This is a genomic window from Haloarchaeobius marinus (assembly GCF_051207415.1).
GTDB lineage: Archaea > Halobacteriota > Halobacteria > Halobacteriales > Natrialbaceae > Haloarchaeobius.
The window spans coordinates 122,546-136,881 of the sequence record NZ_JBPKGD010000005.1 but is presented as its reverse complement, the minus strand read 5'-3'; the positions used below and the strand labels follow the sequence as shown (position 1 = coordinate 136,881).

The window sequence follows — 14,336 nt, the reverse complement described above, 5'->3', positions numbered from 1 at the left end:
CGGCGCATCACCGGACGACGGTGACGGGGACGGTCGCACCCTCGACGAGTCCCTTCGCCACGCTCCCGAGCATCGACTCCGTGCGTGCGGAGCGGCCGCGATGTCCGACGAAGATGGCGTCGAACTCCTCGGCCTCGGCGAACTCGGGGATAGCCGCCACGGGATCGCCGTAGAGCAGTTCCGTCTGGATGTCGCACCCGAGTTCGTCGGCGAGTGCGGCCACGTCTTCGAGGATGTCGAGGCCGCGGTCCTCGGCGTCCTCGACGCTCTGGACGACGAGCCGTCGGTCGGCGTCGGACAGGCTCTCGATGGGTTCGCTGCCGCCGTTCTCGAAGACGTCGGGGTCGACCGCGTGGACCGCGGTGAGCGTCCCGTCCACGGCGACGGCCAGGTCGGCGGCGAATTCGAGTGCCTCTCTGGCCTCGGTCGACCCGTCCATCGCTACGAGGAACTTCATGCCGTCTAGTTGGACTCCTGCGACCAAAAAGACCCACTCCGCGACGGGCGGGACCGGTCGGGTTCGACGGACTGGCGACCCATCGTGCCAGCGGGGAACCATTAAGAATCCACACCCTGAGTGGTCGAACGTGATAGGGAAAGTGCCCCCGGAACTGCTCGAAGAACTCGTCGTCTCCCGGACCGGTGCGTCGGACCCCCGGGTACTCCAGGGTCCAGCCTACGGCGAGGACACGGCGGCGATTCGCCTCGGGGACGACGTCCTCGTGGTCAACTCCGACCCGATATCGCTGGCCGTCGACCGCATCGGGACGCTGGGCGTGAACGTGGCCTGCAACGACGTCGCCGCCTCGGGTGGCGACCCGGAGTGGCTGACGACCGTCCTCTTCCTTCCGGACCCCGACGAGGGGGTCCTCGACGAGGTCACCGCCCAACTGGACGTGGAATCGACCCGGCTCGGCGTCTCCATCGTGGGCGGGCACTCGGAGTACGACGCCTCGCGCTCGACGCCACTGCTGGTGCTGACCTGCTTCGGTCTCGCGGACGAGTACGTCCCGACGTCGGGTGCCCGTCCCGGCGACCGGATACTCGTGACCAAGAGCGCGGGCATCGAGGCGACGGCCATTCTGGCGTCGGACTTCGAGGACCTCGTCGGTGGCGACGTCCGACCCGGCGTGGTCGAGCGCGGCGTGACGTTCTACGACGACGTGAGCGTGCTGCCGGAGGCGGCCATCGTCGCCGACTACGCCCACGCGATGCACGACCCGACGGAGGGCGGCCTCGTCGACGGCCTCCTCGAGATGGCGGTCGCGTCGGGCGTGACCCTGGAGGTAGACCCGTCCGCGATTCCGGTGCGTGACGAGACGAGACAGCTCTGTCGCGCCGCCGGCGTCGACCCGCTTCGGACGTTCGGCTCGGGTGCCCTGCTGGCGGCAGTTCCCGTCGAGGCGACCGACGAGGTCAGCGACCGGTTGCAGGCGGCGGGAATCTCCCACCGCTTCGTCGGGACGGCGACCGAGACGGACCGACCGTCCCTCGTTCTGGGAGAGGAGACCTACACCGAGGCGATACGTGACGACATGTACGCCCTCTGGGAGTAGCGTCGGTCACCCCTCTGGCGGTGACTCCTCGTCGAGGGCTTGCTCGCTCCAGACGGAGGCCGACGTGCCGTCCCCGCCCCAGTCGATGTACGCGTCTTCGAGCATCTCGACGACCGCGTCGCCGAGGTCTGCCAGTTCCACCCGGGCCCTCGACCAGAGGTCCTCCCGCTCGGACCACTCGTCCGGGGCGACCGGGAGTTCGAACCGGAGTCGTTCGTCGACCGGGTCCCAGTAGAAGTCGAGTTCTTCGACGAGGCCGTGCTCGTGGATGGTCCGGTACTCCGCCTCGGTCAGGTCGGTGTACTCGGCCCACTCGCGGAAGGCTTCGCTCCAAACGCCGTCCCGGAGGACGTCCTCCAGTTCGTCTCGACGGAGGTCGCTCTGGTTCCCCAGGGAGTCGATGTTCTCGAACTCGCGGGGCAACCCGCGGTTCGTCAGGTCGGGTGGGTCTGGACTCTCGACGTCGAGCGCCATGAGGCGAGATTCGTGGGCCAGGCGGATAAATCAGGCTCTCGTTCGCCGCCCGGCCCCGGCGGCGTCGACCCGAACCAGACTGTCGAGTGATACGTTCCGGTTACTACATACCGATACGGCCCCAAGTTCATCGGGACACCGTGCCCGACTTTCGTCGATTCAAAGACCGGACGGAGGCCGGAGAACGCCTCGCGGACGAACTCAGCGAGCGCGGGATAGACGCGGACGTCGTACTCGCCATCCCACGCGGCGGCCTGCCGCTGGGGCGCGCCGTCGCGGACGCACTCGACGCTCCCCTCGACGTCGTCGTCGCGAAGAAGATCGGCGCGCCCGGCAACCCCGAGTACGCCATCGGCGCCGTCGCGAGCGACGGGAGCGTCTGGCGCAACGAGGAGGCGTTCCGGGGTGGGTCCAGCGACGAGGAGTACTTCGAACGGACGCGACAGGAGATGGAGGAGGGCGCCCGAACGAAGGCCGAACGGTACCGCGGCGACCGGCCGGAACCTGACCTGGCCGGGGAGACGGTGGTACTCGTGGACGACGGCGTGGCGACGGGGTCGACCATGAAGGCCTGCCTCCAGCAGATTCGCGAGTCGGACGCTGGTCACGTCGTCGTGGCGGTCCCGGTCGGCCCGCCGGACACCATCGAGGAGTTGCGCGAGATGGCCGACGAGGTGGTCTGTCTGGAGACGCCGAGCAGTTTCATGGGCGTCGGACAGTTCTACGAGCGGTTCGACCAGGTGTCGGACGAGGCGGCGATGTCGTACCTGGCGTGGCAGTCGTGACGGGGACCGTCCGGGCGGAGGCCGACACGCGCAGCAGGGACAGGGGAGCGGCCGTATCAGGTTTCCGGTCGCTTTCCAGATGCCGAGAATCACCGGCGGGTTCTTGTCTGCAACGGACCAAGTATCGAGTGTGGTCTGTCGACTCTGGTGGCATAGAATTACGGACGAACGGAACTAGAGATACTTCATAGCCATGGACATCGCCGACATCGTTTCGGAAGATTACGTAGAATTCAGCCCCGACGCGCGAGTCTCGAAGCTCGTCGGGACGTTCGAGGACCCCGCGGTCAAGGGCGTCGTGGTACACGGCGACGAGTTCGAGGGCGTCGTCACCCGGAGACAACTCGCCACCTCGCACCACCCGCCGGACGAGAAGATCGGGTCGCTGGTGTGGCACGTGCCGCGTCTCGCACCCGACGAGGACGTCCGCACGGTGGCGCAGTTGATGATAGACAGCGACTCGCAGGTCCTGCCGGTCTTCGAGGGACAGGAACTCGTCGGCGTCGTCACCGTCGACGACGTTCTCGAAGCCGTCAAGCCGTTCCTCGACGCGGCGACCGTCCGCGAGGCCGCCAGCGACGACCTGGTCACGGTCCACCCCGGGACGTCGTTCGGCGAGGCGCTCAACCGCTTCCGAGAGAACCACATCACGCACCTCCCGGTCGTCGAGGAGGGCTCGGCCGTCGGCATCCTCAGTCTCTACGACGTCGTCGACGTCACGACCCGGTCGGCACAGCAGAGCAAGGGCGGCGAGGCCAGCGGGACGGACCCGTTCGGCGGACAGATGGCGACGAGCGCCGGTCGTGCCCGCGGCGGTGGCTTCGGTGCCCGGGAGGGCGAACTCGCCCGGGTGCTCGACCTGCCGGTCCGCGACGTGATGGTCTCGCCGGTCCGGACCATCGCCCCCACCGAGACGCTGGACGTGGCAGTCGACGAGATGTTCGCGATAGGGGGGTCCTCGCTCGTCGTCACCGAGGACGGCCACCCGTACGGCATCGTCACGAAGACCGACGTCCTCGACTCGCTCACCTGGGAGGCCGGCGGCAACCGGGGCGTCCAGCTGTACGGCGCCGACCTGCTGGACGACGTGTCCTACGACGAGGTGGTCGCGATGGTCGACAAGTTCGACAGCAGGGACGGCGGCATGTCCATCCTCGACGCGAAGGTCCACCTGCACGAACACGACGAGAAGCACCGTGGCACGCCCCTCCTGCTCGCGCGGGTGCGCCTGCACACCGACCGCGGCCTCTACATCGCCTCCGGGGAGGGCTACGGTGCGTCCCACGCCCTCAACGACGCACAGGACATCCTGGAGCGCCAGATTCGCAACGCGAAGACCTACGGACAGAGCAAGAAGCACCGGGACGAGGAGTTCTGGGAGAAGCGCTTCGGGTGGATGCTGGAGGAGTAAGTCGGCCCCTGCAGGTGGAGCGTGACGATTCCGCCGGGGACACTTTTTCTGGTGGACGCCGAACGACCGCCCGTGAAGCCTCGATAGCGGGGGGCAGTACAGGACGACCCGACCTCGACGGAGACCCAGAACGAATGCGACACGAGACACCACCATGACCGCGGAAGACAAGAGACAGTTGCGGACGCCGGTCGAGGCGTTCCTGTGGGCACAGCGAGCGGTGACGGACGCCACGAACGACGCGATTCGGACGGCCGCCGTCGTCGGCGACCGGTTCGAGGACGTCTCGTCCGTCGAGGTCGGACAGACGCCGAGCGAGGTCGTCTACCGGGAGAACAAGCTCGAACTGCTCCGGTACGACCCGCTGACGGAACACCAGCACCCGGTCCCCGTCCTCGTCGTCTACGCGCTCATCAACAGGCCGTACGTCCTCGACCTCCAGCCCGACCGCTCCATCGTCCGTCGGTTGCTGGAAGCCGGGCACGACGTGTACCTCATCGACTGGCACGAACCGTCACGGCTCGACGCCAGCCTCGGACTGGACGATTACGTGAACCGGTACATCGACAACTGCGTCGACGTGGTGCGCGAGCGCTCCGGCCGGGACGCCATCAACGTGCTCGGGTACTGCATGGGTGGCACCCTGTCGGCGATGTACAGCGCCCTGCACCCGGAGAAGGTGAACGCACTGGCACTGATGGCGACCGGCCTGTACTTCGAGGACACCGGTGGTGTCCTGGAACTCTGGGGCGACGAGGCGTACTTCGACCCCCGGACGGTGACCGAGACCTACGGGAACGTGCCCGGCGAGTTCCTCGACGCGGGCTTCGACCTGATGGACCCCGTGGCCAACCACGTCACGAAGTACGTCCAACTCGCCGACCGACTGGAGAACGAGGACTTCGTGGAGAACTTCGCCCGGATGGAGCGATGGCTCTCCGAGAGCGTCGACGTCGCCGGCGCGGTCTACGCCGAGTTCGTCGAGGAGGTGTACCAGCACAACCGCCTGTACGAGAACGAACTGGTCGTCGGCGGGACCCCCGTCGACGTGACGAACGTCGACATGCCGATGCTCCAGATACTCGGCGAGTACGACTCGCTCGTCCCCCCGGCGGCGAGCAAGCCGTTCAACGACGTCGTCGGCAGCGACGACGTGACGACCATCGAGTACCCGAGCGGACACGTCGGACTCGCGATGTCCAGCGGGGCCCACCGCGACGTCTGGCCCGAGGTCGCCGAGTGGTTCCTCGACCAGTCCGACCGGCCCGCACTCGCTGACGTCATCGCGGAGGGCATCGAGCGAAGCCTCGGCGTCGACGTGGAGACCGACGTGACCGTCGGTGACGTCGGCGAACTCGAGATCGGCATCGCAGACGAAGACGGTGAGGTCGCACGGGCGGTCGTCAAACACGACGCCCGCGCCATCCAGACGTTCTTCGAGGACGTCCTCGACGTGACGGTCGACCTCGACGTCGGCCCGGAGGGTATCGCCGTCACCGTCGTGTCGGCCGACGGCGCGACGACGAGTGTGATAGAGAACGTCGGCGAGGCGCTTCGCACGGAGGTCGAGGACGCGGTCAGAGAGCGCGACCACGCCGCGGCCTACGACCTCGAAGACATCGAGGGTATCGGGCCGGCCTACGCCGGTCGACTCCGGGAGGCCGGCATCGAGTCGGTCACGACCCTGGCAGGTGCGGACGAAGCGCTCGTCGCCGAGGCGGCCGACGCGAGCAAGACGCTGGCCCGACGGTGGATCGACCGTGCCCGGGACGTGGTCGACGTGGAGCCCATCGAGGAGGGCGGCGACCGGGATGGGGAGTGACCGGGAGGGGGCCCGGAACGGGCCGACCGGGAGAGGGCCCGGAACGGACCGACCGGGGACGAGTTTCGTTCAGGAGGACAGCACCATCGGCTCGTACCAGTCCCTGTTCTCCTCGTACCAGTCGACGAAGCGGGCGATACCGTCGCGGATGGTGAAGGTCGGCTGGTAGTCGAGTCGCTCCCGTGCCTTGCTCGTGTCGGCGTGCGTGTGGTCGGCGTCGGCGTCGTGACGCGCTGCGTACTGCAGTTCCAGTCCGGGGTCGATCTGGTCGCGGACTATCTCGGCGAGCGTCCGGACGTCTATCAGGTCCGACGACCCGACGTTCACCGCCTCGCCGTCGGCCGCGTCGGTCGTCAGGAGTGCGAGGTTCACGCCGACGACGTCGTCGACGTACGTGAAGTCCCGCGTCTGCGACCCGTCCCCGTATATCACCGGTGGGAGCCCGTTGTAACAGCGGGAGACGAAGTTCGATATCGCCATGTTCGGGCGCATCCGCGGCCCGTACACGGTGAAGTACCGCAGTGCGACCGTCGGCAGCCCGTACACCTCGTTGTACGAACAGAGGTACCGTTCGGCCGATAGCTTCGACGCCCCGTACGGACTCACCGGCGTCGTGGGGTCGGCCTCGCTGAACGGGAGGTACTCCTCCGCCCCGCCGTAGACCGAGGACGAGGACGCCATGACGATGCGTTCGAGGTCCGTGTCGCGGGCAGCCTCCAGCACGGTGAGCGTCCCGTCGACGTTGACGTCGTCGTAGACTCTCGGTTCGTCGACCGACGTCCTGACCCCCGCCCTGCCGGCCTGGTGGTAGACGTACTCCGCCTGCTCGACCAGTTCCGAGACGAGTTCTTCGTCGCGGACGTCGCCGTCGACGAACTCGAAGCTCCCGTCTGTCCTGCTTGCGACAGAGTCGCACACCTCGATGGTGTGCCGTTTGATACCGAGGTCGTAGAACTCGTGCATGTTGTCGAGGACTGTCACGTCGTGTCCTTCACGGAGGAACCGCTCGGAGAGGTGCCCGCCGATGAACCCTGCACCACCGGTGACGAGGATGTGCATGAACCGACGGAAGACAGACTGGATAATTGTAAGCGTCCGTGTACATAAATTCGGAACCCTTAGCCGAAACCTAACGAGACTGTCTCGAACGAAACGAACTCGGTAGCGACGGTATTGCACGTCCTGCAGTGGTCAAAGCCACCGACTAACAATAGACGGTCTGTCGGACGTCTCTGCCATGGACAGGCGAAGATATCTCAAAGTGATGGGAAGTGTCGGCGTCGCCGGAGTCGGCAGCTACGGCGTGTACACGTCTCTGATACGCGACGGAGAGTCCGACGGGTTCACCGACGGGCCGGCAGACAGGGATGGCCCAGGGACACAGACGACGTTCGACGCGGAGCCTAGAGACGGAACGATGCTGTTCGGGTTGACGCCCACCCAGGCGGGGACGGAGCGCCTGGCACTGCTAGAACGCTGGCTGGAGAAACGGCCGCTCGTCGTCGGCAAGTTCGTCGACATCGGTATCTCCGACGACGACATCCGCTGGTACGTCTACAGCCTCCTCGAGACGCTGTGGAACCGCGGACACGTTCCGCACCTGTTCTGGCAGCCGTTCTTCGGCTCTCACGAGGGGACGTCGGCGAACGTCACCCGAGAGGTGGCGAACGGGGAGCACGACGGCCGAATCGAGGCTTGGGCCGACGCGCTCGCGGACTGGGCGCGCAACAGCCAGGTCCCCGACAGGCGACTCTACCTCAACCTCGCGCCGGAGATGAACGGCGACTGGAGCCCGTGGAGCCCTGCGACCGGCGACACGACCGAGGCGGACTTCGTCGACATGTGGCGACACGTCCACGACCTCGTCACCGACGCGGGACTGACCGGGAGCCACGTCCAGTGGATCTGGACCATCGACAACACGACGCGCGACGTGGACGTCGAGGCGTGCTATCCCGGCGACGAGTACGTCGACTGGACGGGCCTCCACGGCTACAACTGGGCGAACTGGGGCGTCTGGAGTCCGCCCGAGGAGGTGTACACCGAGAAACTCGACCTGCTCCGGTCTATCAGCGACAGGCCCATCGCGGTCACCGAGTTCGGGTGTTCCTCCGAGACCGTCGACGGGGACTACGACCCGTCGAAGAAGAGCCAGTGGATCACGGACGTCTTCGAGTACTTCACCGGGGCCGACGTCAAGATGTCGCTGTGGTTCAACTCGACGAAGGAGACGGACTGGGCCGTCTTCGGGTCGGAGTACGGCACCGATTCGGTCTCGCTCGACGGGCAGTCCTACACCGTCTACCCCGCCTATCAGCGTGCGATGAACGAGCCCGGAGTGCTCACGGCGTATCCGGACCACCCGCGTCTCCTGACCGACGAGGAGTTCGCGGGCGACTTCTAGAGCGTCGTCGCCCCCGACCGGTCGACGCCCCTGGAACTCACGACTGGTTCCGGCCGTCCGTCGGGTCCGGTGCGTTCGGCGGCCCGGTACGGTCTCCGAACAGGAGGTATCCCAGCGGGATGGTCGCGAGGACCGCCGGCGTCGTCCACTGGACCAGTGTGTAGGCCTCGAACAACTGGTGGACGCTCCAGCCGACCGTCATCGCGAGCATGGCGACGTTCACGCGCTGGTACCTGCTCGTTCCGTGGACGATGGCCCCGACGACGAGCGCGACGTACGCCACGAACCCGAGCAGCCCCATCCGAACGAGTATCGAGAGATACGAGTTGTGCGGAGAGTTGGTCCCGTCGAACTCGGCGGGGAGGTACGGCTCAATGAACTGGCTCGTGGAGATGTGGCCCTCGCCAAGGAGCGACGGCGACGCGGTGTACGCGTCGATGGTCGCCTGCCAGAGGACGAAGCGTCGACTCGGGTCGATCGGGAGTACGCCGGTGTAGACGGTCCCGACGAGGCCCAGGGTCAGCACTCCGCCGACCAGCGTCACCGTCGGGATGGCACTCCTATCGAAGAACTCGTAGGCGAGGTACAGCCCGAGCGTCACCGTCGCGGCGAGCCAGGAGGCCCGACTGAAAGAGAGCACCAGACCGACGCTCGTGAGACCGAACAGCGAAGCGGCCACTACCGAGAGCGCCCAGCGTCTGTCGGCCACGGCGCGACGGAACTCCACGAACGAGGCCGTGGCCCCGGCGAACGTCACCAGCCCGAGCATGTTGGGATTCGTGAACAGCGACCGGACGACCGGGAGTTCGACCCCCGTGAACGGGAGCGCTTTGGACCCGTACGGCACGACGTCGAAGAACAGGAGGGTGTACCCGCCCCCGACGACCGCCACGAGGCCGAGCGTCGTCGCGAGTGCGGATAGCCCCGCGACCACCCAGAGGTACGCGCGCTCGGAGACGAACCGGGGGACGACGAGCAGGTTACAGGCTGCGACGAAACTGGCCCAGATGGGCCACCGGGACGCCGCCAGGTTCGGGTCGACCCCGAGGGAGTGATAGAAGAACAGTCCGACCAGGACCGAGAAGCAACCGACGAACGCCAGCTGCGTCGTGCTGAACCGCTCGTAGTCCGGATAGACGAGAACTGCAGCGAGAACGAGGACGAAGACGACGGCGTAGTCGAGCGGCCTGAACCAGCCGAGGCCGACACCGGGCGACCGTGACCGGAAGAGTATCTCGAAGAGGACGACGCTGGCGACGAGTCCCAGCACGTAGTTCCGCGAGCGCTCTGCCGTCCGTGTGTCGGAGAAGAAGTGGTGACGACTGACCACCAGCACGGCGAACAGCAGGTACAGCGTCGCGATTCGCCACCCGGCGAAGAAGTCCCACGTTCCGTTGGCCTGCCCGAGGAACGTGACCGCCAGGAGGGTACTCAACGCCACGTAGACGAACGCGCTCACGGCGGATTCGAGCCGGAACGCGTCCGGGAACTCCGTATTCTCCGCTACCTCGTTCGACTGCATCTCTTCGTAGTTCGAGCGCAGGAAGCGGAATAGTAAATCGGCGCATTACGCCGACGGACGGTCACCTTCGATAGCGCGTTCGAGACCGAGGACCGAACCACAGCTGCGTTCGAACACTGTCGGAGACGGAAGCCCATCGTCCGACGGTTAGTTACCAGAAAACAGTGTCTGCATTCCGGTACTCGCCGAACGGATTCACCGTATAACCCACCTAACCCTGTTTTCCAACTGGTTATCTGTAGAATATGGACTTTTGTTTCTTCATTACAATACTGAGTACGGTGGTCTGATGAAGCAGCAGATTCAATGAAGAGACCACATCGCTGGATAACTGCTCTGGCGACAGTCCTCACGGTTCTGGTCGTGGGCTGGACGCGAGAGACGGCACACGTGCTGGTGCCGACGGTCGTCGTCTTCGGGCTCGCACTGCTGCCGACGTACGGGTCATCGCCTGCGAGACCGATAGCACAATTGAAATCTATAACGAAACACGTCATTGCGGGGGTCTCGGCACTGGCAATCGCTGGTTATCTGGGTGCGACGTTCGTCCCCGAACCCGAGGTCCTCCTGTTGTCTGCAGGGTCGCTGGTCCTGGTTCTGGTCGCTGTTTTCAGCGTCTTCAGCCGTCACGAGAGTGAGCCCGTGGTAACCATCGTCGGCGACGACCCGTCGCTGATCGAGGACTCGATCCGTTCGTTACCGGTCCGACCGATCGGGTACCTCTCCCCGGCGCTCGGGACCGAGCTAGCAAGTACCCGGGCAGAACCGAACCAGGCGGGACAGACCGCCCCGGACGTCGACAGACTGGACAGGTCGCGCCCGACGACGGACGGCGGTGAGCTGGTTCGTCCCCAGGACCTGATAGAAGAGACGAGTCGAATCGGCGGCCTCTCGCGTCTCCGCAACGTGTTGCGCGAGTCCAACGTCGACACCGTAGTCCTCGCGTTCCGGGAAGCGGACCGTCAGGAGTGCTTCGGCGTCCTCAAGAACTGCCACGACCTGGGCGTCGAGGTGCTCGCTCACGAATCGCTTCGGAACCGCCTCCTGATAGCAGACGAGGGACCAGGCGACCTCGTGGAGGTCGAACTCGAACCGTGGCCGTGGTACAGCCGGCTCGCCAAACGCGCGTTCGACGTCGCGTTCGCGACCGCCGGGCTGGTTCTCCTGTCGCCAGCGTTCGTCCTCATCGCGATGCTGGTCAAGCTGGACTCTAGCGGACCGGTGTTCTACAGGCAGAGACGGACCTCGGAACTCGGGGGAACGCTCACGGTCCTGAAGTTCCGGACGATGGTACCCGAGAGCGAGGTCCCGACGCCAAGCGACGACGAGGAGAACGAACGTATCACGCGCATCGGACGTATCCTTCGCAAGACACATTTGGACGAGAGTCCCCAACTGCTCTCCGTCCTGTCCGGCGACATGAGCGTCGTCGGCCCACGAGCCGCCTGGGTCAAAGAAGAGTACCTTCTGAACGCCGAGGTCCAGGGCTGGCCGAAGCGCTGGCACGTCAAGCCGGGACTGACGGGATTGGCACAGATACAGGACGCGACGAGCACCGAGGGTCGGAGAAAGCTGGAACTCGACCTCGCGTACGTCCGACGGCAAGCCTTCCTGTACGATTGTCGCATCGTCTTCGCCCAGATCCGGCTGGTAGTCACGGATACGCTCGAACTCCTGCGGCGCCGGACGCCGTTCGAACCGGTGAGAAACGATGGTTGATGGACCGACGTCGGAACGGTTGCGGATACTCCGCGTCGCACAGAAGACGTATCCCGACGTGAAAGGCGGTGCACCGTACCACGTCCACGCGATGAGCCGGGACCAGGCGGCGATGGGTCACGACGTGACGGTGGTGACGGTGCGACAGGACCCGGACCTCCCACACCACGAGGAGCGCGACGGCTACACGGTCGTCCGGTACGACCCGACCCACTCCGTCATCGGGAACGACCTCTCGGCGGGCGTGGCCGAGTACCTGCGTCACGCAGACCAGTTCGACGTGGTCCACGCGCACTCGCACCTCTACTTCTCGACGAACCTCGCGGCCCTGAAGCGCCGACTGGGCGACGTCCCGCTGGCGATAACGAACCACGGGTTGTACTCGCAGACGGCACCCGAGTGGGTCTTCCGGGCGTACCTGAAGACCGTCGGTCGGTGGACGTTCGACCAGGCCGACGTGGTGTTCTGTTACACCGACGTCGACAGGCAGCGCCTGCGCGAGTTCGGCGTCACGTCGAGGATCCGGGTCGTCCCCAACGGCATCGACACCGAACGGTTCGCTCCGGACGGACCGGAGAGCGACCTGGTCGACGCCGACGGGCCGGTGCTGCTGTTCGTCGGCCGTCTGGTCGACGGGAAGCGACCACATGACGCCGTCGAGGCCGCCCTGACGGTCCGAGACGACCACCCCGACGCGACGCTGTACGTCTGCGGCGACGGCCCCCTTCGCGAGGAACTCGAACGCCGTGCCGGGGAAGAACTCGGCGACGGAATCGTGTTCCTCGGGCATCTCCCGTACGACGAGATGCCGATGGTGTACCGCAGTGCGGACGTCCTCGTACTGCCCAGTCGGGCCGAGGGCGTCCCCAGGACCGTCCTCGAAGCGCGCGCGTCGGGAACGACGGTCGTCGCGAGTGACCTCGAACACATCCGTGCGATAGTCGACGGGTGCGGCCAGACCGTCCCCGTCGGTGACGTCTCGGGGTTCGCTGGCGCAATCTCACGGGCGCTCGCGTCGAGGACGGACGGGACACGGAATCGACTCGACGAACGGTACGACTGGGACCAGACCGTCCGGAAGACCACCCGGGGACTCGACGTCCCCGCGACCGAGCACGCCACGAATCCTACGAAGCCATGAGCAGGAAACACGATACCTCGACCACCCGACCGCACATCTTCGTCATCGTCGGGGACTGTCTGCGCGCTGCGACCGCGACGGCGGAGACGATGCCGTTCACGAGACAGTTCGCCGACCTCACCTTCGAGCGATGTTACGCCCCGAGTACGTGGACGCTCCCCTCCCACGCGTCGCTGTACTCCCAACAGACACCGATCGAGCACGGCGTCACCCGCCGTGGGAATTCGCTCTCGAACGGGCAGGCGACGTTACCGAAGGCCGCCCGACGGGCTGGCTACCGGACGTCGCTGTTCAGCGAGAACCCCACCTTCAGCACGCACTACGGCTTCCACAACGGCGTGGCGTTCGTCGACGACTTCGTCGACTCCAAACTGTTCCTCTCGCAGTTCGCCATCGAGCACGCCGTCGACGACGTCACTGTCGGAAACGCGCTCTCGGCGGTGCGGTCGGTACTCCAGTCGACCGCCCCAGTCAAGAACGCCGTCAACAGCGCGTTCGCACCGCTATCGTATGCACTGGCTCGGATGGACACGAGGTACCCACACAACGGTGACCGGGTACTCTCACATCTGGACCGGTACGTGCAGAGGAACAGCGACGGCCCACTGCTGTCGTTCGTGAACCTCCTCGACCCCCACAACCCACACAGCGTCCCCCCGGAACCCGCCGCAAGCGAACTCGGACTGTCCGTGTCTCGCGACGAACGGAAGGCCCTCTCGACGCTCGACGACAACAAACTGTACCTGTTCGAGGCGAACGACGGGCCACCGTCGGACGCCCAGACCCGGTTCGATACGTGGGACGATGTATTCGAGAGGCGAGAGCGAATCTACGAGGCCCAGGTCCGACAGTTCGACCTGCTCGTGCGTCGATGGGTCGAGCGCCTCGCCGACGACGTGCGACGAAACGCGTTGATCGTCGTCACCGGCGACCACGGACAACTGTTCGGTGAAGAAGGCATGGTCGGCCATCACACGTCGCTCCATCCCCACGGGGTCCAGGTACCCCTCTACGTCAAACTCCCGGAAGCGTGGGAGGAGTCTCGAACCGTCTCGAAACCCGTCAACTGGGTTGGCCTCTCGAAGGCGCTCGGGGGAGTCACTGAACGATCGGTCACCTCCGGCACGGAACTGTCCGCGGCGATTCGACGGGAGAGTCTCACTGACGGGGCCGTCGTCATCGCGGCGGACGGGCCGACGTGGAACGTGTCGAGGCTCCGTGAGAAATACGACGACGAGCGCGTCGACGCCCTGGCGGTGCGCAGAATAGGACTCGTCGAAGGTGACCGGCAGGTGGTGTACGAATCGCCCTGGGACGAGTCCGAGATCACGCGGGCCGAATACGAACTCGTCGACGGCGGTCGCGAACTCGTCGCCACCGGCGGGGTGGTCGACGTCGGCGCCGAGCACGAGACGTGGCTGACAGGTGAACACTCCCGTGAAGCCGACGCGGTCGTTTCGGCGAGACTCGAACGACTCGGATATCTATGAACTCGACACGAC

Annotated in this window: 12 protein-coding genes; 8 read left to right on the top strand and 4 right to left on the bottom strand. The window is 65.9% G+C overall.

The features are described 5' to 3' along the window. Nucleotides 1-7: 7 nt before the first annotated feature. Nucleotides 8-457 carry a universal stress protein gene (locus tag ACSC1W_RS17210; protein WP_435348877.1) on the bottom strand — a complete coding sequence of 150 codons (450 nt, stop codon included), beginning with the start codon at nucleotides 455-457 and terminating at the stop codon, nucleotides 8-10. A gap of 133 nt (nucleotides 458-590) precedes the next feature. Here ACSC1W_RS17210 and ACSC1W_RS17205 point away from each other — a divergent pair, with 133 nt between their 5' ends. Further along, nucleotides 591-1,556: an AIR synthase family protein gene (locus ACSC1W_RS17205; RefSeq protein WP_435349082.1), complete on the top strand. Its 966-nt coding sequence runs from the start codon at nucleotides 591-593 to the stop codon at nucleotides 1,554-1,556. Between the two features lie 6 nt (nucleotides 1,557-1,562). On the opposite strand, the gene ACSC1W_RS17200 is transcribed toward ACSC1W_RS17205, so the two are convergent. Then, on the bottom strand, nucleotides 1,563-2,030 hold the full coding sequence (locus ACSC1W_RS17200; protein WP_435348876.1) for a DUF7992 family protein: 468 nt from the start codon (nucleotides 2,028-2,030) through the stop codon (nucleotides 1,563-1,565). A gap of 140 nt (nucleotides 2,031-2,170) precedes the next feature. Here ACSC1W_RS17200 and ACSC1W_RS17195 point away from each other — a divergent pair, with 140 nt between their 5' ends. The 3 genes from ACSC1W_RS17195 to phaC all read left to right on the top strand — a co-directional run bounded on the left by ACSC1W_RS17195 (nucleotide 2,171) and on the right by phaC (nucleotide 6,048). Then, on the top strand, nucleotides 2,171-2,815 hold the full coding sequence (locus tag ACSC1W_RS17195; RefSeq protein ID WP_435348875.1) for a phosphoribosyltransferase: 645 nt from the start codon (nucleotides 2,171-2,173) through the stop codon (nucleotides 2,813-2,815). A gap of 193 nt (nucleotides 2,816-3,008) precedes the next feature. Then, complete coding sequence (locus ACSC1W_RS17190) at nucleotides 3,009-4,226, top strand: CBS domain-containing protein (protein ID WP_435348874.1); 1,218 nt, start codon at nucleotides 3,009-3,011, stop codon at nucleotides 4,224-4,226. 154 nt (nucleotides 4,227-4,380) lie between these two features. Further along, nucleotides 4,381-6,048, top strand: coding sequence for a class III poly(R)-hydroxyalkanoic acid synthase subunit PhaC (gene phaC / locus ACSC1W_RS17185; RefSeq protein ID WP_435348873.1), 1,668 nt, complete (start codon nucleotides 4,381-4,383; stop codon nucleotides 6,046-6,048). A gap of 69 nt (nucleotides 6,049-6,117) precedes the next feature. Here the strand turns inward: phaC and ACSC1W_RS17180 are convergent, their stop codons facing one another. Next, the gene (locus ACSC1W_RS17180) at nucleotides 6,118-7,107 is read right to left on the bottom strand and encodes an NAD-dependent epimerase/dehydratase family protein (protein ID WP_435348872.1); all 990 of its coding nucleotides are present in this window, start codon (nucleotides 7,105-7,107) and stop codon (nucleotides 6,118-6,120) included. Nucleotides 7,108-7,285: 178 nt separating this feature from the next. Between ACSC1W_RS17180 and ACSC1W_RS17175 the strand changes: the two genes are divergently transcribed. Next, complete coding sequence (locus tag ACSC1W_RS17175; protein ID WP_435348871.1) at nucleotides 7,286-8,452, top strand: glycoside hydrolase family 26 protein; 1,167 nt, start codon at nucleotides 7,286-7,288, stop codon at nucleotides 8,450-8,452. Nucleotides 8,453-8,489: 37 nt separating this feature from the next. Here ACSC1W_RS17175 and ACSC1W_RS17170 read toward each other — a convergent pair whose 3' ends face one another. Further along, on the bottom strand, nucleotides 8,490-9,974 hold the full coding sequence (locus ACSC1W_RS17170; protein ID WP_435348870.1) for an O-antigen ligase family protein: 1,485 nt from the start codon (nucleotides 9,972-9,974) through the stop codon (nucleotides 8,490-8,492). A 306-nt stretch (nucleotides 9,975-10,280) separates the two neighbouring features. On the opposite strand from ACSC1W_RS17170, the gene ACSC1W_RS17165 reads away from it, so the two are divergent. The 3 genes from ACSC1W_RS17165 to ACSC1W_RS17155 are packed head-to-tail and all read left to right on the top strand — an operon-like array spanning nucleotide 10,281 to nucleotide 14,324. Further along, nucleotides 10,281-11,693, top strand: a complete 1,413-nt coding sequence (locus ACSC1W_RS17165) for a sugar transferase (RefSeq protein WP_435348869.1) — start codon at nucleotides 10,281-10,283, stop codon at nucleotides 11,691-11,693. Between the two features lie 19 nt (nucleotides 11,694-11,712). Continuing rightward, a complete protein-coding gene (locus ACSC1W_RS17160) occupies nucleotides 11,713-12,834 on the top strand; it encodes a glycosyltransferase family 4 protein (protein ID WP_435349080.1) in 1,122 nt (373 codons plus the stop codon). Further along, nucleotides 12,831-14,324, top strand: a complete 1,494-nt coding sequence (locus ACSC1W_RS17155; RefSeq protein WP_435348868.1) for a sulfatase-like hydrolase/transferase — start codon at nucleotides 12,831-12,833, stop codon at nucleotides 14,322-14,324. Before ACSC1W_RS17160 ends, ACSC1W_RS17155 begins: the two co-directional genes overlap by 4 nt. The last annotated feature ends 12 nt before the right edge of the window (nucleotides 14,325-14,336 follow it).

Bases quoted from the DNA above. Each gene is read 5' to 3' on its own strand.
- ACSC1W_RS17180 (WP_435348872.1), bottom strand. From the start codon at position 7,107: ATGCACATCCTCGTCACCGGTGGTGCAGGGTTCATCGGCGGGCACCTC.
- ACSC1W_RS17165 (WP_435348869.1), top strand. From the start codon at position 10,281: ATGAAGAGACCACATCGCTGGATAACTGCTCTGGCGACAGTCCTCACG.
- ACSC1W_RS17155 (WP_435348868.1), top strand. From the start codon at position 12,831: ATGAGCAGGAAACACGATACCTCGACCACCCGACCGCACATCTTCGTC.
- ACSC1W_RS17200 (WP_435348876.1), bottom strand. From the start codon at position 2,030: ATGGCGCTCGACGTCGAGAGTCCAGACCCACCCGACCTGACGAACCGC.
- ACSC1W_RS17175 (WP_435348871.1), top strand. From the start codon at position 7,286: ATGGACAGGCGAAGATATCTCAAAGTGATGGGAAGTGTCGGCGTCGCC.
- phaC (WP_435348873.1), top strand. From the start codon at position 4,381: ATGACCGCGGAAGACAAGAGACAGTTGCGGACGCCGGTCGAGGCGTTC.
- ACSC1W_RS17190 (WP_435348874.1), top strand. From the start codon at position 3,009: ATGGACATCGCCGACATCGTTTCGGAAGATTACGTAGAATTCAGCCCC.
- ACSC1W_RS17170 (WP_435348870.1), bottom strand. From the start codon at position 9,974: ATGCAGTCGAACGAGGTAGCGGAGAATACGGAGTTCCCGGACGCGTTC.
- ACSC1W_RS17210 (WP_435348877.1), bottom strand. From the start codon at position 457: ATGAAGTTCCTCGTAGCGATGGACGGGTCGACCGAGGCCAGAGAGGCA.